This window comes from Spirosoma flavus (assembly GCF_054778555.1).
In genome coordinates, this window is sequence record NZ_BAAGZL010000011.1 from 64433 (window position 1) to 84649 (window position 20217).

At 38.4% G+C, this 20217-nt stretch carries 17 protein-coding genes; 7 read left to right on the plus strand and 10 right to left on the minus strand.

The features are described from left to right. Position 1: 1 nt before the first annotated feature. From ACYVF1_RS31770 to ACYVF1_RS31780, 3 genes are read left to right on the plus strand one after another with little or no spacing between them, the layout of a single operon-like run. The gene (locus tag ACYVF1_RS31770; RefSeq protein WP_461086667.1) at positions 2 to 1447 is read left to right on the plus strand and encodes a sensor histidine kinase; all 1446 of its coding nucleotides are present in this window, start codon (positions 2 to 4) and stop codon (positions 1445 to 1447) included. A gap of 19 nt (positions 1448 to 1466) precedes the next feature. Continuing rightward, a complete protein-coding gene (locus ACYVF1_RS31775) occupies positions 1467 to 1994 on the plus strand; it encodes a LytR/AlgR family response regulator transcription factor (protein ID WP_461086669.1) in 528 nt (175 codons plus the stop codon). 9 nt (positions 1995 to 2003) lie between these two features. After that, positions 2004 to 2213 (plus strand): LytTR family transcriptional regulator DNA-binding domain-containing protein, encoded by a 210-nt coding sequence (locus ACYVF1_RS31780; RefSeq protein WP_461086699.1) that lies wholly within the window; start codon positions 2004 to 2006, stop codon positions 2211 to 2213. 293 nt (positions 2214 to 2506) lie between these two features. Here ACYVF1_RS31780 and ACYVF1_RS31785 read toward each other — a convergent pair. The 5 genes from ACYVF1_RS31785 to ACYVF1_RS31805 all read right to left on the minus strand — a co-directional run bounded on the left by ACYVF1_RS31785 (position 2507) and on the right by ACYVF1_RS31805 (position 8515). Then, a protein-coding gene (locus ACYVF1_RS31785; protein WP_461086573.1) for an IS3 family transposase occupies positions 2507 to 3588 on the minus strand; the annotation gives its coding sequence in 2 pieces (ribosomal slippage) (positions 2507 to 3336 and positions 3336 to 3588; 1083 coding nt in all). 173 nt (positions 3589 to 3761) lie between these two features. Further along, positions 3762 to 4763 (minus strand): hypothetical protein, encoded by a 1002-nt coding sequence (locus ACYVF1_RS31790; RefSeq protein WP_461086671.1) that lies wholly within the window; start codon positions 4761 to 4763, stop codon positions 3762 to 3764. A 219-nt stretch (positions 4764 to 4982) separates the two neighbouring features. Beyond that, entirely contained in the window at positions 4983 to 5783 is an 801-nt protein-coding gene (locus ACYVF1_RS31795; protein WP_461086673.1) for an SDR family oxidoreductase, read from the minus strand. Positions 5784 to 5858: 75 nt separating this feature from the next. Beyond that, entirely contained in the window at positions 5859 to 7124 is a 1266-nt protein-coding gene (locus ACYVF1_RS31800; protein ID WP_461086675.1) for a Y-family DNA polymerase, read from the minus strand. A 167-nt stretch (positions 7125 to 7291) separates the two neighbouring features. Further along, positions 7292 to 8515: a tyrosine-type recombinase/integrase gene (locus tag ACYVF1_RS31805; protein WP_461086677.1), complete on the minus strand. Its 1224-nt coding sequence runs from the start codon at positions 8513 to 8515 to the stop codon at positions 7292 to 7294. Positions 8516 to 9221: 706 nt separating this feature from the next. Between ACYVF1_RS31805 and ACYVF1_RS31810 the strand changes: the two genes are divergently transcribed. Together ACYVF1_RS31810 and ACYVF1_RS31815 are read left to right on the plus strand one after the other, a co-directional pair. After that, the gene (locus ACYVF1_RS31810; RefSeq protein WP_461086679.1) at positions 9222 to 10466 is read left to right on the plus strand and encodes an AAA family ATPase; all 1245 of its coding nucleotides are present in this window, start codon (positions 9222 to 9224) and stop codon (positions 10464 to 10466) included. Beyond that, a complete protein-coding gene (locus ACYVF1_RS31815) occupies positions 10459 to 11385 on the plus strand; it encodes an RloB family protein (RefSeq protein WP_461086681.1) in 927 nt (308 codons plus the stop codon). The genes ACYVF1_RS31810 and ACYVF1_RS31815 overlap by 8 nt, the downstream gene beginning before the upstream one ends. 2 nt (positions 11386 to 11387) lie before the next feature. On the opposite strand, the gene ACYVF1_RS31820 is transcribed toward ACYVF1_RS31815, so the two are convergent. The 5 genes from ACYVF1_RS31820 to ACYVF1_RS31840 form a co-directional block, all read right to left on the minus strand. Continuing rightward, positions 11388 to 12047 carry a hypothetical protein gene (locus ACYVF1_RS31820; protein WP_461086683.1) on the minus strand — a complete coding sequence of 220 codons (660 nt, stop codon included), beginning with the start codon at positions 12045 to 12047 and terminating at the stop codon, positions 11388 to 11390. After that, positions 12031 to 12915, minus strand: a complete 885-nt coding sequence (locus tag ACYVF1_RS31825) for a CBASS cGAMP synthase (RefSeq protein WP_461086685.1) — start codon at positions 12913 to 12915, stop codon at positions 12031 to 12033. Before ACYVF1_RS31825 ends, ACYVF1_RS31820 begins: the two co-directional genes overlap by 17 nt. A 94-nt stretch (positions 12916 to 13009) precedes the next feature. Further along, complete coding sequence (locus ACYVF1_RS31830) at positions 13010 to 13996, minus strand: TIR domain-containing protein (protein ID WP_461086687.1); 987 nt, start codon at positions 13994 to 13996, stop codon at positions 13010 to 13012. Between the two features lie 105 nt (positions 13997 to 14101). Further along, the gene (locus tag ACYVF1_RS31835; RefSeq protein WP_461086689.1) at positions 14102 to 16471 is read right to left on the minus strand and encodes a S8 family peptidase; all 2370 of its coding nucleotides are present in this window, start codon (positions 16469 to 16471) and stop codon (positions 14102 to 14104) included. Between the two features lie 2 nt (positions 16472 to 16473). Beyond that, positions 16474 to 17571 (minus strand): AAA family ATPase, encoded by a 1098-nt coding sequence (locus tag ACYVF1_RS31840; RefSeq protein ID WP_461086691.1) that lies wholly within the window; start codon positions 17569 to 17571, stop codon positions 16474 to 16476. 517 nt (positions 17572 to 18088) lie between these two features. Between ACYVF1_RS31840 and ACYVF1_RS31845 the strand changes: the two genes are divergently transcribed. Next, positions 18089 to 19129 (plus strand): nucleotidyltransferase family protein, encoded by a 1041-nt coding sequence (locus tag ACYVF1_RS31845; RefSeq protein ID WP_461086693.1) that lies wholly within the window; start codon positions 18089 to 18091, stop codon positions 19127 to 19129. 10 nt (positions 19130 to 19139) lie between these two features. Next, on the plus strand, positions 19140 to 20084 hold the full coding sequence (locus tag ACYVF1_RS31850) for an STING domain-containing protein (protein ID WP_461086695.1): 945 nt from the start codon (positions 19140 to 19142) through the stop codon (positions 20082 to 20084). The last annotated feature ends 133 nt before the right edge of the window (positions 20085 to 20217 follow it).

The following is a 20217-nucleotide window of genomic DNA, read 5'->3' on the forward strand; positions in this document are numbered from 1 at the left end:
AGTGGAAACTTCGAACTCAACGCAGCTAACAGAATTATTGGAACAAGCAAGGCAACACTTGTCCCAACCTTTTGCGCATAAGCAACGCAAATTGCTTACCTATCTCAATATTGCTTATATCACACTGGCCATATTTTTTCTGTCCTTTGAAAAAATAGAAACTGGAAACTTTGTCCCTCATTTCGCACTGGCCTATGTTTATTTATTCGTCGGTGCTGCGAATTTCTTTTCTGCCCTTTACAACTATTGGATTTTAGCTGGAAAAACTAAAATTACCCTAGTGGGTCAACAGATTGATTTAGACCCTGAAAGTAAGTTTGATATTGCCTCCCGTTGGGTAAGTATCGTTTCCATTATGTTTCTGGCTTTCCTAAACATGATCGGATTTGAAAACCCTTCTAATGATTCAATCTTGGTCGATTTTGCCTTTGGCCATTCTTTAATTGTTCTAGCTGCTATCCTTCTTGGCCGCAAAGCTGCCTTTGTCTGGTTTTTGATTGTCCTAGGTACTCTTTTTCTAAAAGCGTATAGTATAGGCTTTACTTATCAATATAATTACTTGACTAAGGCCGAATCAACTCGTTACGAAAAAGCCCTTGAACGGAATGAAAACTGGGCTTTACAACGAAAAGCTACTTTGCAACGGGAAGGCTTAAACCCACCCAAAGTAGTCCGGTATCTGAATGAATGGATTGTCTTTATCTTGATTGCCTTCTTCACGGCTTATTTCTTTACGGGTATTTCGCTGGATATGATAAAAATCATTCCGTCCGTTACCCAACGGTTAGCAAATGCCATCGATACGGTTAAAGAGCAGGAGCTGGAACGGGAGCGGGAAAAGAATTTACAAGAAGAGCAGAAAATGCGTCTTGAACAGGAAACCCTGCATGCTGAGCTTAACTTTTTAAAATCTCAGTTGAATCCCCATTTTCTCTATAACACCTTATACTATTTGTATGTAAAGAGCCGCGAATACTCTGAAGATTTAGCTGATTCACTTTTAAAGGTGTCTGACATTATGCGTTATAGTTTGCGGGAGGATTCAAAATTCGTGCTGGTTCAGGAAGAAATCACGTATTTAAAAGATTTCATCGCCTTACACCAGATGCGATATAAAAATAAGCTTCAAATAGAATTTAACGTCCAAGGCCCTACCGATCAGAAGTTCATAATTCCCTTTATATTAATCAGTTTAGTCGAAAACGCGTTTAAACATGGACGGATGACAAATATGGATTTCCCGCTTACTATTAAACTGAACTGCTATACAGACCGAATCGAGTTTTATATGCGGAATCAGAAAGGTCATAAGCCGACTGTAGATTCAACGCATGTAGGTTTAGCGAACATTCAGCGCCGACTTGATTTGACGTACCCTTCCTCCTATACCTTTAAAATCGAACAAGATGAGGATTCCTTTTCTTGTTGGTTATCGATCCTAGCGTAAGTACCTAATTTTTATTGCCATGACCTGTATCGTAATTGATGACGAGGAATTTGCTATCCAGTATCTTGAGGATTTGATCCATAAAGTGCCGTACCTTGAGTTAAAAGGCTCATTTTCTGACCCTTCCGAAGCCATTGTCTATTTGAAGGCAAATCCAGTAGATCTCATCTTCGTCGATGCCGAAATGCCAAATCATGCTATTAATGGAATTGATTTTATTAAAATCGTTGGACAATTTCAGAAATATGTCCTGACGACAGCATACCCTCAATACGCACTACAAGGCTACGATTTAGATGTCATTGATTTTCTGCACAAACCATTTGGCTTTGATCGTTTTTTAAAAGCTGTACAAAAAGCCCAAACTAGCCTAGAGCCTTCAGCGAAACCGAGTCCGGCTCTGCCTAGAGAATCGTTTATTTATGTGAAGTCAGAAGGTAACTTGATCGCCGTGTACTTTGACGAAATCTGTTGGATTGAAACAGCTCCAGAGCGCAACTACATTCATATTTTTACGCAAAATGACCGTCTAACCTCCCATTTATAACTTAGTGACATTGAGTCCCAATTACCTCATACTTTCTTTTCTAGAATTCATAAATCCTTCATTGCTGCCAGGACTAAAATACGAGTGGTCAATAAGGATAAAAACACCGTCAGTATTCTTCGACAAGGAGAATTGAAGGAATTACCTGTAGGAGAATCATACCGGAAATCCTTATATCAACTGATTGATAGAAAAGTCGTTCGAAAAGATGGTAAATGAATTGGTGTAGAGAAATTCTATTAATATTCTGCTTTATAGACTGGTCTTCTAAATTCATTCGCCTTGGTATCCATTGATAGTTATCTGTAAATTGATACTGCGATACCGTCTCCACAAGTGCGCGCACTAGCTTCAATCACTATACCAAGACTGATGAAATAACAGTCTTTAAAGTTTTTATAGTGCCAATTGATTATATAGTCAAAATTCATCTTACAATACGTGCTTCAATCCCTAATGAGTTTTAAACTATCTGTCCTTACCCCGTTCGATGAGCCAGTTTTGACTAGAATTTAAGCCGCCTGTCGGTATTCAACCGGCGTCATAAACTTCAATGCTTGATGAGGCCGTTCAGTGTTGTATTCCAACAGCCACTCATCTACCAATCGCCGTACCTGCCTGATGCTCGTGAAAATGTGAGCATCTAAAACCTCTCGACGAAAGGTCCCATTGAAGCGTTCGATGTAGGCATTCTGAGTCGGTTTACCCGGTTCGATCCAATGTAAACCGATTTCCTTGCCCGAGCACCAATCCTGCAAGGCTTGACTAATAAACTCAGGGCCATTATCACTGCGTAATCGTTCTGGCTTACCATACTGCTCGACCAGCCGATCTAATAAGCGGGTTACCCGCTGGGCTGGCAGTGAATAATCCACTTCGATGCCCAGAGCTTCTCGGTTGTAATCGTCAACCACATTCAAGGTGCGAAACTTACGACCACCCGTCAAGTTATCCGAGGTGAAATCTAGCGACCAGCATTGATTACAAGCCGTTGCTTTAGGCAGCGGACGACGCACAGCCTCCGGTAGTCGTTTCTTCGTCTTTCGCCGTAAGCTTAAACCTAGGCTTCTGTACAAACGTCTAATTCGCTTATGGTTAACTAACTCTCCCTGCTTGCGCAACCGACGGTAAATCTTCAGTACGCCCCACTGTTTGTACCGCCGGGCCAATTGCTCGATCCGGCTTGCCAGTGCTTTATCCTTGTCTTTAATGACTACTGGCTCAGCCATTGCATTGCGGCTAAGGCCCACCCAACGACAGGCTTTGCGTTGACTAATCTGTTTCTGATCAACCATCCACTTGACCACTATTCGACGCTCGGCGGGCCTCACCACTTTTTTGCCAGGGCTTCCTTGATGATTTCGTTTTGTAAACTCAGCTCAGCGTACATCTTTTTGAGTCGGCGGTTCTCGTCCTCCAACTCTTTAAGGCGCTTCACTTCAGAGACCTGCATACCGCCATATTTAGCTCGCCAATTATAAAACGTGGCCTCGCTAATGCCATGCTCGCGGGTAATCTGGGCGACGGTCTGGCCGTTGTCCTGTTGTTTAAGAATCGCCACGATCTGCGATTCTGAGAATCGTCCTGCTTTCATTTCCCTTTCCAATTACCAGTGAAATTTAAGTGTTTTACTCTTTTTTTCACTGGCTCACTTTCAAGGGTTCAGGACATATCGATTTGGCTATATTTTTTCTAATTAGAAATTTCTAATTAGAAAAAATAAGTTAGTATAAAAAGGCTGCAAGAAATAGCAGCCCTGATATTAGTTTAATTCACATTCAACGCTTGGTGGGTTAACTCATGAAAAACCTTTTCATCCATAGCATACCGATCTGAAAGAGAAAGGCTGACGCGGCTATTCATCAGCGAGTAATTAAAAGCGTTATACAACAGCCACATCGTGGGCTCTGACTTTAATATCCGTTCTTCTACTTTCATACGTTCCTGGGCTTGCTTTACCAGTTGTACCGGGATTTTAACTTCTTTGGCTAATTTTTCGACTGTGGCTTCTTGGACAGGTTTATTATATAATCGCTGATAAACTTGGGCGGTTAGGGAGCCTTTATGTGCCATAAATTGCGTAAGAACCTTTCCTAAATAGGAGCTTAGGGAATCTATATCTAACCGAATATGATGCAGTTTTTTATGAACGACTTCATCGACTTCTTGCTTCGTGTAGGTTTTGGTTTCAATACCACTTTCCTTTATATCCAAAGCCTTTTTGTGCTTCTTGGGCTTCCCAGCTAATAGCCAGTTTAAGTAAGCATCCATTTCCAACCATTCATCTGCCCAACCCATTAAACCATTGCTACATATCTGTCGATAGTAGCTAACCCGTACGCCCGTTTCTGTCACAGTTCGTTCATTAACAATCGTTCCCTGAACCGTAAAAGGTGATTTACCCGTGTAACTATTGTTAATTATCAGATTGCGGTACAACCGTTCGTCGCCGATACTGATCTCGTTCGGTGTAATTACGTTTATAGTAAATTCTCCTCGGTCCGTATACCGTATGTTGATTTCATGCTGAGGTATGTACTTAGTCACAACTTCTCGCAAAAGGGTGTTAGGCACGATTGAATACTGCTCAGATTGAATCGCATAGACCACTGGGTTACTACCAGTTGGATAGCCAACAATCGAGTTCTGACGGTCCGATGGCACAATCTGGTAGCCTGGTAACATATCAATTAATCTTACCGATTCCACAGGGAAACAAATCTCGCTCCAACTGTCTGTTTTTAAAGGGGTTGTGCTTACAGATGCCATACAAAATAGTGTTTGCCTGTTCAATTACCTTTCGTGTACTAAAATAACTATTAATTTTCTAATTGCAAATTTCTAATTAGAAAAATGTAATTAGAAATTGATTATCTGCTTTTTTTCCCGATGTACTGTTAGAATTAGGCATTTGTATTCACTGATTATTGTTTACATAAAAGCCCTGACAAATCTGCCAGGGCATAGCTTATTCATTGATTTATTGCCTCACATTTTATAGTGATTTCGAATCATACGTTCGTAGATACCCGTTGGTAAAATACTTTTTAACAAAACGGAAAATTTCTCCAGGGATTTACCAACCCGGTACAATCGATCAACTTGGGGCGACTGAATGATTTTTTCGACCAGTGGCCCAAACACGTCGGGTTCTATTCCCTCACTAACACTTTCGTCGATTAATGCATATGTGCGGTCAAACGTTTCTTTATAGGCACTGTTGGCAGGTAAAGATACCCGAAGCCGATTCTTGTTAATATCCGTTTTCGTACCACCTGGTTGGATATAACAAGCCTGAATTCCAAATGAGGCCAGCTCTAATCGGAGTGCTTCAGTCAGCCGGTCAACGGCGGCTTTACTAGCGCAATAACCTCCTCGAAACGGTAACCCTGCTTCTGCCGCAATGGAACTAATATTAATAATTAAACCAGACTTTTGCTGACGCATCGTAGGTAAAACGGCTTGAATCGTTCGGATCGAACCAAAGACATTTGTATCGAATACCCGCTGTACTTCGGCAAGCGGTAAAGCCTCAACCGGCCCCGCAATAGCCAACCCAGCATTGTTAATTAATACATCAATTCGGCCATGCTTCTCAATAATTCGGTTCACCCCTTTTTGAATACTTGCTTCATTACGGACATCCAAATCCATGGTCAAAAAAGGTTTTGACTTCTGCTCAATTGATCGGGATGTTCCGTATACGGTAAAGCCCTTCTGCGCCAAATAGGTGGCGATAGTTTCTCCTAAGCCCGTTGAGGCACCAGTTATTAAAATAATTTTTGACATACTACACTCTGGACAAAACGCTTATTTACTCTTCAACTAATCTTTACCCTTTAATTTTATACGGTCGTTTTTAGTTTACTGTGCTCTCAAAATCTCACTCCATCGAGTCGTATACCGTCTGCTTAAAAACTTGCTGCGCGGTTTCCAATGTACGCTGTATCCCTGACTGGCAAATCGTATTTTGTCCCGCCCATACTTCGCGTTGAGTTTATCAGCGGTTTGGCTTACCGCTCGTAGTCGAGGATCGGAAACGTCATTAAAGAGGGTTGGCTTTTGATAATCATGAGGTACAAAACCTGATAGCATCACGCCTACACGCTTAAATTTATATCCAGGCTTGTAGATCGCATTTAACACACCAATGGCATATTGAAGTAATTCAGGGGTAGCACTAGAAGGATGCGGCAGTGCTGTAGCCTGGCTATTGAAATACTGCGGCTGGTCAGCTCTAAATGGATTGGTCTGCAAATACACAGTTACTAAACAGGCAGCCGACTGTTGTCTTCTTAGTTTTTCTCCACATCGAACTACGTGCGTATTCAGTCCTTCTTGCAGTGTTTTCAGATCGTCAACAGGCGTACCAAAACAAGGTGAGGTTAAAATCGACTTTTTCGGCGCAGGATATTGCTGGACGGGTCGACGGGTATTTCCTCGCAATTCATCGACTAAACGTAAGCCTTCAATTGTCATGTGTTTCTGAATCCACACATCATGACACTGGGTTAACGCATACGCCGTTTCAATTCCGTTTTTTTTGAGGAGTTGATTGTACTGGTGACCAATATCCCACACCTTCAAACAGGGGAAATCAGCAAGTGCCTGTTGAATGCGATCCGCTTCCCGTAGCTCAAAAACTCCGTTGTAGTTGGGTTGCTTTTTAGCGTACCAGCTCGCCACTTTTGCTAAGGTTTCTTTTGGCACAATACCAATCGAAACCGGCAAACCCACCCACTGCTTAATTGTCTTTCGGATCTGATGGCCAAATGCTACTAAGTCGGTATAGATCCGCTCGTACCCAGTCACATCTAAAAATGCCTCGTCGATTGAATAAATCTCGATCTTCTCAATGAATTGGTTTAAGATTCGCATTAATCGGCCGGAAACATCGCCGTACAGGGTAAAATTGGCGCTTATAATCTCTACTTTATGTTGCTTAACAACGCCCCCTAATTCAAACGTGGGTTGCCCCATTCTTATTTTCAGCTTCTTGGCCTCCTTAGAACGGGCAATTATATTTCCATCGTTCGCGCTAAGCACCACAACGGGTTTTCCTTCCAGATCGGGTCGAAAAATCCGTTCGGCGCTAACGTAAAAGCTATCGACATCGACCAAAATAATCATGGAATAACTGTAGTTTTTGGAAAAAGAAAGTAAACCATGCCGCTTCACTTTTTTTCCCCACTGTCCAGTTTCCTTATAAATCTCATGTAACAAATTAACTATGCAATAAAATATATAATATACAAAGTAAATTTGTTACGTTGTTAACAATTACAAAATTTTGACAATCAATCCTTTATAGGTATATCCGTTATTTTAATATAGTAGTCCTTCTCGGTTTGTTTCTTTATATAGAATTGTGTTGTTTCAAATAATTCATGGCGCAAGTGGCGCTGCACATGAATTGGCTCAACGCCTTCTTGAATAAGAAGTTGGCCTGTTGTATGACGTAGACTGTGCGCGGATAGCCTGGGACGTTTCAAGTTCAGTTGCCGCAGATATTTATCAACCCGATACCTGATTTGATAGGTTTTTAAATCGGTCCACAAGGCCTTGCCTGCCTGTGGTGGAATTGGCCAGTACGATTTATCCTGTAAGTAGGAAATCAGAGCCTGAGCGCAGGAATCAAACAGGTGGACATCTTTTCGAGTATCTTTTCCTTTCCCTTTGACCCATAACTGTTTACGTTCAAAATCAATGTCTCCCACCCGTAACCGGGTCACTTCTACAGTCCGTAAGCCTTCAATAACCAATAAAGCGACCAATGCCCGGTCGGCAGCATCCTCAATAGAATTCAGGAGTTCATCTCGCTCGGCCCGTTCCAGACTATCTTTATAAAACTTACGTTCGGTCGTCAGGCCACGCACAGCATCGACATCCCTAAGCGAATCGACCTGATCCGCAACTAATCCAAGCTGACTGCGATTTTTAATCACCCAGGCGGCTAGTTGCTTAATGGCCGAAAGGCGAATATTGACCGTAAATGCAGATAGACCTTCTTTCTTGAGCCATTCGACGTATCGACCCACCGTTTGACCACTAAAAGAAGCCTGGTTGCCCTGGCCTTGCTCATCAGCCAAATAACGAAAGAAAGCGTTCAGCGATTTGGTATACGTATCTCTGGACTCTTCCCCTCGTAAAGTGATTGAATCATGAAGGAAGCCAAGGATTAATTCATTGGCGGCTGGAATCTTGGTAGAAGTTGGTGGAGGGTCGGCGGTCAGCTGGGGCAAGCCTTGAATCTGATAAAACAGCAGAAATTTCCGCAGAGGGGAAATACGGTTAGCAGGCAAACCAGCGGCAAATAAACTTAGACTGAATCGATCAATGGAATACTTGTTGGTTAGACAGTAAACCAAGTATGGTCGCACGATCCTTGGATAGTTACCGGGTTTGGGTAACCAGGCGGCAAAGTAGGTCAACACCTGGGTAAGTGTCAGCTTACCACTACTTGTTTGGATAGCCCCGTCTGTAGTATTAACAGTAGAAAGAGTACACGATTGCTTAGGCATGGCCAAGGGTTTAAAAGAAGCAATGTACAAGTATTTTCAACATCTTGGAAATTCGGCTTTCCGAGATTTGTTGAAAACGTTAATATTTAGACTTTCGCCGAACTTCTCTATGTTAAATCATATCGCGAGTAAAAGCCCGTCAGCAGGGGATGACTAAACGTGAATCAGCGTTAATGTTGTGTAAAGTTCTGAAAAATCAATTTGATCCTAGTTTCTAGGCCCCGTCGAGGTAAGAGATATAGAGGTGAATCAAACGTACAACGTCCGTCATGGCTTTGTTACATAATGGATTTCAGCTGAATTCAGACTGACAAGTTGACATAAGTGGAAGCATAAGAAATGTTATTACATCCACAATTAGCTGACTAGACTGGTGGTAGAGCTATTTTATGCAGTTAAGAAGTATTTGAGGGCAATTTCCAGCGAAAAAGAATTCAGCATTCAGATAATCATCAGATTAAAATGTAACCAGAGCTTTCCTTATACACACTTTTAAACATTCCATTCGGCTCTAAGTAATGCCATTACGCAATCATTTCATAGAAATGGCTACATAAATCTAATAAACAATTGAACTTAAAATCATAAAAAATTGCTTTAACAGTGATTTCTTGTAAGATTTACGTAAAAATCGCACTTAAAAGTTATGTTAGTCGAATTTAAAGTAGCCAACTTTCGGTCTATTAGGTCAGAACAAATGTTTACGATGGCTGCAGAAAGCGGTCGTAGCAAGTCAGACAATACTTTTACTCTGACTTTGGCAGACAATAGTGAGGAACGACTTTTACGTTCTGCAGTGATTTATGGAGCGAACGCTTCAGGTAAATCTAACTTTATCATTGCATTTCATGCTTTTCGCTATTTTGTGAGTGAATCTTCAAAATTTAAAGTTGACAGACCAATAACTTGTTATGAACCATTTCTACTAGATGTGGTCTTTGAGAATGCCCCTGTGGAATTTGAAATTACTTTTATTAATAAAGAAAATATTAAACATAGGTATGGTATTAAATTTAATCGACAATCAGTAGTGTATGAGCAATTAGATTTTTATCCAAATGGAAAATTAACTAATCTTTTTAAAAGGATAAATGGTTCAGAAGATTACGATGAATTATCCTTAGGGAAAAGTTTAAAAGATAAGAATATATCTCGAAAAGTATTTAAAAATCAATTATATCTATCTCGCTTCGGCTTTAGTGAACCTCATGATCAATTGACTCCCATATATCGGTATTTAAATGAATTGAATATATGGAATGCATCAAATAAAATTAGACTAGATTTGCTAAGAAAAGATATTTCAGAATTTATTCTTGAGCCAAATAATGAAAACTTTGCAAAAAGATTAAGTAAATTAATTAAAGTAGCTGATACGAAGATTGAAAAGATATCTGTAAAAGCTGCTTTAGAGAATGAGTTCGATTTTCCTGATTTCTTACCTGATGATCTAAAAAAACAAATTATTGCAGATAATAGTATTAAAGCATTTGCTACTCATACTTTGTATAAAGACAATATTGAAATTGGAGTACGAGAACTGCCATTTGATGAAGAGTCGCAAGGTACGAATGTATTATTTGCTTTAGGAGGGCTAATTTTGCAAACTTTGGATAAAGGAGGTGTTATTATTGTAGATGAATTAGATAATAGCTTACACCCAAAATTGTCTAAATTTTTAGTTCGCTTGTTTAATAGTCCAGTTACTAACAAGCGGAATGCACAACTTATTTTTGCGTCACATGAGGTTACTCTTTTAGATAAAGACAATCTTAGAAAAGATCAGATATGGTTCACCGCGAAAGATAAGTTTGGAGAAACTGAGCTCTTTTCTGCAAAAGACTTTGAAGGCGTTAGAGATGATACACCTTTTGATAAGTGGTACAATAGCGGCAAATTTGGCGGTGATCCTAAAATTAAAGAAGTAGAGTTTATCTTCGGAAATGACTAAAAAAAAGAGAACATTAGCAACCTCAATATTTATAGCATGTGAGGGTAAAAATACTGAGCCAATTTATTTTGAAAGAATAAATGAGGAGATAGAAGAAAATGGCCAGTTAGCTGTAACTATATATCCCGATCGTAATGAAGAGAATCCAAAATCTGATGCGCTAGGCTTAATTAAAGAAGCTCAAAGTAGAATTGATGACTATGATGAAGTATGGGTAGTTTTTGACAAAGATGGTTATACCAAACATAAAGAGGCTTTTGAACTAGCAGATCAAGCAATAAATGGAAAAAAAATAAATATTGCATTTTCAAGTATAGCCTTTGAGCAATGGGTACTACTTCACTATGAAAAGAGTTCGGCACCTTTTCCAAAATCAGCAGATATAATTAAAAAACTTCAAGAAGAAGAATATTATTCAGAATATAGTAAAAAGGCAAACTTTGATATATATCCTAAATTAAAGGATAAAACAAATACTGCAATTGAAAATGCAGCCTGGCTTAGGTACACTATGAATACCCAATTTGGTACTATTCCAATTTTTGAACTTCCAGCTTATACCGACGTAGATAGATTGATAAAGCGATTGTTCGGAATTGACCAAGTAATTATTTGGGGCTCTTTTGATATTCAAAGTAATTTAGGTGATTTAATAATTACCCCGAGAATGGTAAACGAAAAATTGACTTTTGAAATTACCAATGCTCTTCAAGTGTCTTATATTATAAATCAACATAATTTAGAAGACAGAGTCCAAGTGTTTGATAATCAGAATATTAAAATTCCAATTACAATTGAACAAACTATATTGATTGAACCCCAGCAAACTAGAACAAGTATAATACAGCTCCCTGCTGGCACCTCAGGAAGCCACTGCCATTTCAATAATAATAATATTACATTAAAGATAATATTTTGATACTATTGATTTTCGATTAGATAGTTTTGAATAAACCTAGCATAAAGGAGAATTTCATCCGTCTCAAATAATTGAAACTCTCTAAAAAGAATTCTATGGCATTTTTTATATTTTGCCGCTCCGCCGCAAAAGCATTTGTCTGTGTTTTTTGGCTCTTTTTTATTAGCAATAAAATTAAGCATTTTGGCAATAAGAGATAAGTCTGTGGTATTAAACTTTTCTTGAAAAAATTCAATATGACCTTTATTGCCGTGAGATCTTTCTTTTAAAAAATAACCGTAAAGTTCACGGTGCTTTTGATTATAAAAATAAGGAACTACTTCATTTTCAATAAAACTTGTCAGCGTTATTCCTTTTTTGCATATAAAGGACTCTTGAGGAATTGACATCAAGCAACAATGTCCATCTGGAAAAATATGCCAATCAACGTTAATGGGAATTCTTCCACCAGTTTCAAACACAAAAGGAAGTTTTAAAGGGTATTCGTCAGTTGGCACTATTTTAACAGAATAGGAATCTATTATTCCTCCTTTGGAATCATGAAGTGGGATCTCACCATATATAAATGGATGACCATTTTCCTCCTCTGAGTAGTTCAAAGAAGGAAAACGGTCATTTATCTTTGTTGATTCTTGTCTGAACAAATTAACTCCATTCGTCATTACTCCATGGATTAGATCTAGCAGCTCCAGCTGCCACAGTTGTTTTTAAAGCAGAGTCTTGCTTTTTATCCTCTCCATCAGGAAAACGATCACCTAGATGCTTTTGCCATAACTTGCTTGATTTTAATTGATTGTCCTCTCGAAGAGCCTTGTCTGAATCATCTAAAAATTCTTTTAAAGCTTTCATAAAGTTATCTTTCCTGGCTTGATCATAATCAGCAAAAAGATCATCGCCAGGTTTAACTGGGACAATACATTCAAATTTAGCGTCCAGAGTTTTCTTAATTTCACTAAGAATATCTTTGAGTGTAATATCATCACGGTCATTAAGAACAATTTTATCTAATGCATTAGATGCTAAAATTGTCATTGTTAGACCGCTAGGCATTTTGTGTCGTTTATAATCGCACCACGCTTTCAAATACATTACTGCATTAACAATTCGCTCATCCTGCTTTTTCTTCTTTATAAACCATTTTATCATGCCTTTGGGGTCATCATCCCTCCATCCTTCGCCTTTGATAGCTATCTGATACTCATCGTTATCAACGTCTTTGTAGTATACAGGATGATCGATTTCGTAATCACCGGCAAATACAGTTCGTATACATTTTTTTCGATGCTGAGAAGGTTTACTTGTATAGCCGTCAACCGCTTGACATACCCAATCCTGTAAAGTTTCAGCCTCATGATCAGGTGTTCGAAAAAAATATACTCCATCATCTAAATCACATATGTCATCTTTTGTCCTAATGACTGATTTCATCTTAGTCGAACCTTGAACGTAAAACCAAGGTTTATAATCGGGTTGGTTTTTTTTAAACCAACTCCGAATTTTATCCCTCAGGCCATCACGTGAGGTTTTCATCCTCTTCTCCTTTTCACTATCAATAGATATCTTGGAGAGGTAATCCTGGAATAACTTATGACAGTCTGCCATTTTCTTTGTTGTTCTAAGTGGGTTATTTTAAAATATCAAATTTGATTAATTCATTTTCGATGTTATCAGGAACAAGTATCCTAATAGTTTTTTCGAAATTTGAAATTTCGCGCCGTTGTATCCGATCAAGATTATTGTCTCGCACCAAAAAGTCTTGAGAAAAGATTCTATTAACTGTTTCAAGAGATGACAACAAAGTTGTTGGTATGTCAAAAAAGTTAACATTATCTTCGTTTACATCTCCTTCTATATAAAATGGAAAAGGGCGAAACGAGGTATTAACCGTAATTTGCCTTAATGAATTAGTTCTTCTTTTCAAAATCGCTGGTTGAAGATCAGACAGCTTTTGAGGTAGCAATATGGTGATTGAAGGGAAACGATTTTTCACTTCAACAACTTGCCTATTAATCACATCTCCTTTTGAGTTTTTTTCGAGAACCTCAAACTCATCAATATGCGTAAAAGCATCAGCCACTTTCTCAAGGAAGTTTTTATAATAGCCTATCGCTAATGATGTTGATGGAAGCAAGGAAAACCTATATAGCCTCTCAGCTATGTCCATTTCTCCGCGAATGATATTGCAACTATTCCCTACTGCTGCTACTAAATTATCTCTATTTCTATATGTTGTTCTAGTAATCCCGTTAAAGTCTGATAAAATTTTAACGGATTCTTCTGCGATATAGAATGCTCTATTTGTTCCGATTGATCCTACGAAAAGGCCAAATTCGAATAGGACATTGTCTCTTGGAATAACCTCTTCTTTTCCGCGAATAGTAGCTTCATCATCAGGAGTCAAAATGATTATTGCAAAATCATAAAAAGATGCCCTATTAATTAAATTCTCAAGAGTGCTTTTATTTAAAGCAAAAAGATTCTCATCCCAAATATCGACGTCCGCTTCTTTATCGAAGTTGGTTTTTACGGCTCTTGCTACTTCTAGCCCTTCACTACTGCTACCGATGAAAATACTTGGCCGATTATTTGACGCGACTGTTAGAATTGCCATTGCAAATATTGGTTAGTTGTTTAACGTTCATTTAAAAGTAATACACATGCTTTTTATAAAATGGTCTAACCAAAATTGACTAGACCATTTTATACTTTATTTTACTTATGAAGTTGACCCACTGTTACGGTTACTTAAGTTTATATTTACTTCATTCCGTAACTGGATGTTATTATGCTGAAAATTATTTATTGTTAAACTCCGAGTAACAGCACTATAGACATCGTGGCGTTTTAACGGGTCTCGAATGGTAATTGCCAGGCAAAATTCTTGAGATAATTGTTCACCATCTATAGCAGCTGCATTTTCGGCTGCATGAGAAAATAATCCTTTTAGTTCTAAAAACCATTTTTTGGGAAATGCTAGACTACGAATTCGATGGGATTCAGTCATTTCCTGTAAATTAATTGCATACTTTTTGACTGGGTGAAATTTACCTAAGTCGTCACGTAATTGTCTTTCTTGAGTAAATGGGTGATCGATATATCGTTGGAATTTTGCGGCATAATGGCTTGGTAATAGAAGATTATAAGGATCTTGTTTCCCAATAGGATTCGAGACTGTTCTTTTCGTGGTATCACGTAAACGGATACGTTCATAAGTGCCAAATGAAACGTCAATGTTTGATTGACAATATTCAGCACCTTGTGTGCTATCAAGTCTTGGATTTGTAACAAGGGTAATTATTACTTCACCATAATATTGACCTTCCTCATTGACCAAAATGTCAGGGAATGGGAAATCCAATATTTCAATGTAGCCTCCACGGACAATATTATCTTGTAAGATCAAAGTGCTTTCATGAGGTGCATTGAAAATTATATCATCAATTGAACCCGGTAAGCCAAAGCCCATTTCTTTTAATCGATCCAGTGGACTCAATTTGATACTTGGGTGGTATTTAGCAGAGTGGATAGAAAGCACTTTTAATAACAATGGATCGAACTCACCTGCTACTCGATGAGATAAACCTGCTAATAGCGAAGACACTCGCGGTGTTGAAAAACTAGTTCCCGCTTGTTTAACTACACCACCTGAAATAGAAAAAGAATTTACCCCCGTCAAAGTCATCCGCCCGCTTGGCTCAACACCAGCATTTCCACCAAAATGTGTCAGTTCTGGTTTTACCAGTCTATTAGGGCCGAACCCAGTACGAGAAAAAGGAGAAGGATGTCCTTGAGGAACTTGATCATGAATACCTCGTTTATGTGCTATACTACCAACAACCAAGGAGCGAACAGAATCTGCGGAGTTTGGTATTCGACGTTTTGGCTGTCCCAAAGCGAAGTTGTTACAATTTCCAGCCGACTTACAAATCAGAATACCTGTAAGATGCTGTAAATCATCTAACGCTTTTCCAAAATCCGAAAAATCGCGGGAATTACACTCTAAAGAGCCGCCCCCAGATAGATTCCAAAGGAGTATATCTGGGTGTGCTTCTACGGCATTTTTTATATTTTCAATTAGCTCATCTTCATCAATACCCATTCCCGGGTGTGGAAATACAGTGGCATCCAATAGTTTAAATTCACCCACACCAACCCAGTTACTTTCCTCTAATTCATCGCCATATAGAAGTATACCGGCTACAAATGTTCCATGTGACCGATCTACATCAGATTCTGAATAAGCGGAATAGCGTCGTGAATCTAACCAAGGTGCTAAGTGCGGTATAGGAGCAATGCCAGAATCAAGTACACCAATCGTAAAGTAATCCTGCCCGTCTACTGGTGTTTTAACTGGCAATGGTATACTTGGTGTTAACTCATCTAATGCGATGCGATAGGATGGCATCGGATCGATCGAATAGAGTCCCTCAAATTCCTGAACTGAGATTAACGCATCGGGCTGAACATGATTCAGTTTATAAATAGTTAAGCCTGAGGTATATATTGTTTTCTTAAAGCTGATTTGGTTGGTTTTGAGCGTTTCTTCAAAAGCCCGTTCGATACGTTGATTTATTTGGCGACTCTGAAAATTGACAAGCTTAACTTTTAGCGGAGTATCTTGATCTACAGGTAAATCAACATGTGGTTGGAATGGTCGAATTTCATCAATGGCCGATACTCCTATTGCAAATGCCGCCGGTCGTTCCAAATTATGGTCAATAAAGGCAAGATGTTCGACAGAATCTACTTTGACCAGAAAATCTAAATCCTCTGATACACCAATAAAATTGTATTCTTCTTTCCGATTAAAAATCTTAGCGACTTCACCTCGATGAGATTTAGCCATCGCATCTTCCCGAACTGTAACGGTAAGTACCGCTGGAATAAAGCTTCGATCTTTTGAACGATCAGCAAGCTGCTGAGCAGTAAATCCTAATGATTCCCTAAATTCAGCTGATTTTGATTCTAAGAGAACTTCAGACAGGACCCAAGCGGGCAGATTGTTTCCGCCACCACCCTCAGTTCTCCTTTCATCTTGAGTACCCCGTTTGCTAAACAGTTTTATAGGAAGATTTTTAGATTCCATGCTTAAGATTTCGGATTAAAGAAATTACGCACTTGACGGAGCGACGTGTCCAATAAATCGGCAATTGCCGCCTGCGAAACTCCATGCGAGTTTAGAAAGCTCATCAGTGTATCTTGGGAGGCAGCACTGTGGTGTTTATAGTAATAGAATTGCAATAAGAGGTCCTCGTAAGTAAGCATCTGTTTTTTATCAAGGACATTTTGGGAAATGGCATTTTGACAAATTGACTTTATGTCAGCTGGGCTACTGCCAGTTAAGAGTTCGGCTAAGGATTCCCCTTTTTTACTGTCTAATTCAAAACTAGAATTGGTGGATCGAAGGTACAATTTTAGTAATTGCTGGATTTCTGAAACCTGCGGTTGAGACACTTCAATTATACTGTTGAAACGACGCCAGATTGCCTTGTCTAAAAGTTCCTCATGGTTGGTAGCAGCAATAAGAATATTGGATTCTACATACTCATCAATATTTTGCAACAAGCTATTAACCACTCGCTTTAATTCACCTAGTTCGTGTTGATCGTCACGTGCTTTTGCAATCGCATCAAATTCATCTAAGAATAATATACAAGGTTGGCGGCTAGCGAACTCAAAGATTTTACGAATATTCTTAGCCGTATTTCCTAATAAAGAGGACACTAACGAGTCAAGCCTAGCTACCACGAGGGGTAATTGCATCTGTTGAGCGATATAATGGGCTAAAGTTGTCTTTCCGCAACCGGGAGGACCATAAAGCAGTAAGGATGCATGCGGATCAACACCTGCGGCTTGTAGTTCATTCCGGTGTTGAACACGCCCTATAAAACCATCTAACTTATGCCGAAGATTTTCTGATAATATGATGGGTATTTGTTGATTAGGTTGAGGAATGATCAGATCTGCAATGTTCATCCGAGTTTCCTGATCAACTGGAGCGGTAAGAAGTTGATCTAGATAGACAGGTTGTGCTTGTTTATTATGTAGTGCCCGTAGAATCCGATCAGCTCCCTTACTGTCTCCCGCTTTGCTTAGGTTTTCAGCAAGTAGCTTCGCATAGTTGAGAACTTTCTGTGGGTCTTTGTTAAGCCCCCCTTCAATAATTTTTATTATTTCTGTAATCATTTGAGTAAAGTCGTTATCAAATGTAGTATATTCGTACTTAAAATCAATAATATCGTACTTAAAAATGAAAAAAATGTACCTGAAAAAATTGAGAGTTTAGTTTTTCATATGTATAAATGCCTAGTAATTAAGGATTCATAGAGTTGAAGGAGCAAAAAAATGAATCCGACGATTTGTTGAGAGGAAATACATGAATATGGGTTTTGTGACCGAATACCATTTTGGTGTGTATAATCCTAACTGATGCTACATAAACTGTAGGGAGTGAAATAATTACCTGTAATTAGAATAGGCTCTATGCTGATAGAGCGTCAGAAAGTAAAGGGTAATGTACTGTGTATAAATAATCGACACTTTTCTAGATGGTGACATAAGTGTATGTCAACAAACGAAAGCGGACAGACTGATAGAAATGGGAGAAGTGATTGCTATTACCCCATTGCGAGGTTTAGAAAAACGCTAATCAGTATTTAACTAACTGTATGAAAGTATTTTACACAACAATTGAATAACAGCAATGGCAACTTTAAACTACGCTAACAGACTCGCTAATCTTCAAAACAGAAAATTTGACAAGGAACTGAATGAGTCTGTTTTATCAAAATCATTTGAAACTCGTCAAATTCCAGATGATGTAAAATATTTACTAGAATCAATGAGACCAATTGATCAGAAGTATAATGATAAGACATATACAGCTGCTCAGCGAGTACAAACACATCTGCAAAATGGCCTTGAGTTGCATTTTGAAAGGGCTTACAGGACGCAAGGATCCGTAAAAACAAACACTAATATTAAGGTTCATAGTGATTTCGATCTGCTTACAATAGTGGATAAATATCATTATCCCCAAACCTTACGCAGTAGTTACACAGCATCTGATCCTAATCAAGACATAAAGGAGTTAAGAAAACAAGCTACTAAGATTTTGAAAGGTATCTATGACGAGGTTGATGATAGTCATGAAAAGTGTATTTCCATTTTTAATAAATCATTGGGAAGAAAAGTAGATATAGTATTTGGGTACTGGTACCACTCGGATATATATGAGGAGACCAAAAACCAGCGAAATGACGAGTATTACAGAGGAATTTATCTCTATAAATTTCCAAATGGGCCTAAAAATAGTAAGGCAGATTTTCCTTTTGCACATATTCATCAAGTGAATTTGAAAGGAGATAATACTAGAGACGGAATGCGAAGATCGATTAGGTTACTTAAAAACTTAAAAGCGGATAGTGATGTGGAGTTAAAAAACCTGAAAAGTTTTCAAATAACTTCGATTGTGCATTCAATTGATGATAACAATTTAATTTATTTTCCAGGTACTGAATTGGCTTTAGCAAAATCAGTATCAGTGCAGATGCATCGTATTATAGAAGATCCAAATTATAGGAAACAAATTAAAAGCCCTAACGGTACAGAAACCCCGTTAGTAGCAGATAATTTAGTTCCAGATATTAAACTTTTAAAAAGAGATCTAGACCTTCTAATTGAGGATTCAGCTAAGGATATTATGAAAAGCAGTGCGTTAGAAAAAGCCATTAGTTCATATTAAATTGTTTTTTATGACTGATCTAAAACCCCAAATATTTATTGGTTCTTCAAAGGCAGGTTACAATGTGGCTAAAAAAGTAAAGGCTTACTTATCAGATATAGGAGATTGCTTTCTATGGAAAGAGCCTGGTATCTGGGAGCCTAACCGTAGTACTTTTGATAACCTTCTCCGGATGGCAAGTTATTTTGACTTTGGCGTCTTTGTAGCTACGGCAGATGATTTGACATTAACCGCTGACAATAGGCTAGTTATTGAACCAAGGGACAATGTAATACTTGAAATGTCTCTTTTTCTAGGCTCGATGGGCCGTGATAAATCTTTCTTACTCGTAGAGGAAAGTAGAGATATGAAGTTGCCATCCGATTTCAACGGAATTTACATGCCACGTTTTAAAAAGGCTGATAATAAAAGTATAAAATCTGCTTGTGACGAATATGCAGATAAAATAGCTGAACATTACAAGCTAGGGCATTTAAGCTTATATCCTACAACAGCTTTGGCCATTGGTTATTATAAGAATTTTGTGACAGGTTTAGTAGATAGTATACAAAATGCAGATGCATTAGAGTTCAATGGAATTCACTATACTGATTTTACCTTGAAAATTATTATACCTGGGGACTTACAGGGAATGATAAGAGAAAAAGCTGCGCAATTTTATAAGAGACATGGGTTTGTAGAAAATACTATAAAGACTAGGTTTCGTAATCATCCTGCTTGGTTTCAATTGGATCCTACGAAAGCGCCACATGCAATTATGTATGATATGCCCAGCACATTAACAGGAATTGATGACGCAATCGAAATGATATTACAAAAAGGATTCCAAGGCAGGACTAAACTACAAGAAATAATAGAACAGAGGGAGCTTAATAATTTCAGGAGAGTACTTCAATTACAACTTAACAAAAGCCCTTTTGCCAAAGCAAGTGTCGAAATAATTGATGAATTCTAGATTAAAGTTATAAAACTTTTACAAATTGGAACGTCGTTGGGAGTGCTCGCTGAACTGTGTCAACAGGATTTTATTCGAAGCGATGGGAGTTAATCCGCTCTTCAAAGATAATGCTGAACTGATTAATCACTTC

Excerpts from the sequence above, each read along its gene's own strand:
- ACYVF1_RS31820 (WP_461086683.1), bottom strand. The coding sequence starts at position 12,047 with ATGACGAATGGAGTTAATTTGTTCAGACAAGAATCAACAAAGATAAAT.
- ACYVF1_RS31795 (WP_461086673.1), bottom strand. The coding sequence starts at position 5,783 with ATGTCAAAAATTATTTTAATAACTGGTGCCTCAACGGGCTTAGGAGAA.
- ACYVF1_RS31810 (WP_461086679.1), top strand. The coding sequence starts at position 9,222 with ATGGCTGCAGAAAGCGGTCGTAGCAAGTCAGACAATACTTTTACTCTG.
- ACYVF1_RS31850 (WP_461086695.1), top strand. The coding sequence starts at position 19,140 with ATGACTGATCTAAAACCCCAAATATTTATTGGTTCTTCAAAGGCAGGT.
- ACYVF1_RS31830 (WP_461086687.1), bottom strand. The coding sequence starts at position 13,996 with ATGGCAATTCTAACAGTCGCGTCAAATAATCGGCCAAGTATTTTCATC.
- ACYVF1_RS31790 (WP_461086671.1), bottom strand. The coding sequence starts at position 4,763 with ATGGCATCTGTAAGCACAACCCCTTTAAAAACAGACAGTTGGAGCGAG.
- ACYVF1_RS31845 (WP_461086693.1), top strand. The coding sequence starts at position 18,089 with ATGGCAACTTTAAACTACGCTAACAGACTCGCTAATCTTCAAAACAGA.
- ACYVF1_RS31800 (WP_461086675.1), bottom strand. The coding sequence starts at position 7,124 with ATGATTATTTTGGTCGATGTCGATAGCTTTTACGTTAGCGCCGAACGG.
- ACYVF1_RS31825 (WP_461086685.1), bottom strand. The coding sequence starts at position 12,915 with ATGAAAACCTCACGTGATGGCCTGAGGGATAAAATTCGGAGTTGGTTT.
- ACYVF1_RS31840 (WP_461086691.1), bottom strand. The coding sequence starts at position 17,571 with ATGATTACAGAAATAATAAAAATTATTGAAGGGGGGCTTAACAAAGAC.
- ACYVF1_RS31815 (WP_461086681.1), top strand. The coding sequence starts at position 10,459 with ATGACTAAAAAAAAGAGAACATTAGCAACCTCAATATTTATAGCATGT.
- ACYVF1_RS31775 (WP_461086669.1), top strand. The coding sequence starts at position 1,467 with ATGACCTGTATCGTAATTGATGACGAGGAATTTGCTATCCAGTATCTT.
- ACYVF1_RS31805 (WP_461086677.1), bottom strand. The coding sequence starts at position 8,515 with ATGCCTAAGCAATCGTGTACTCTTTCTACTGTTAATACTACAGACGGG.
- ACYVF1_RS31835 (WP_461086689.1), bottom strand. The coding sequence starts at position 16,471 with ATGGAATCTAAAAATCTTCCTATAAAACTGTTTAGCAAACGGGGTACT.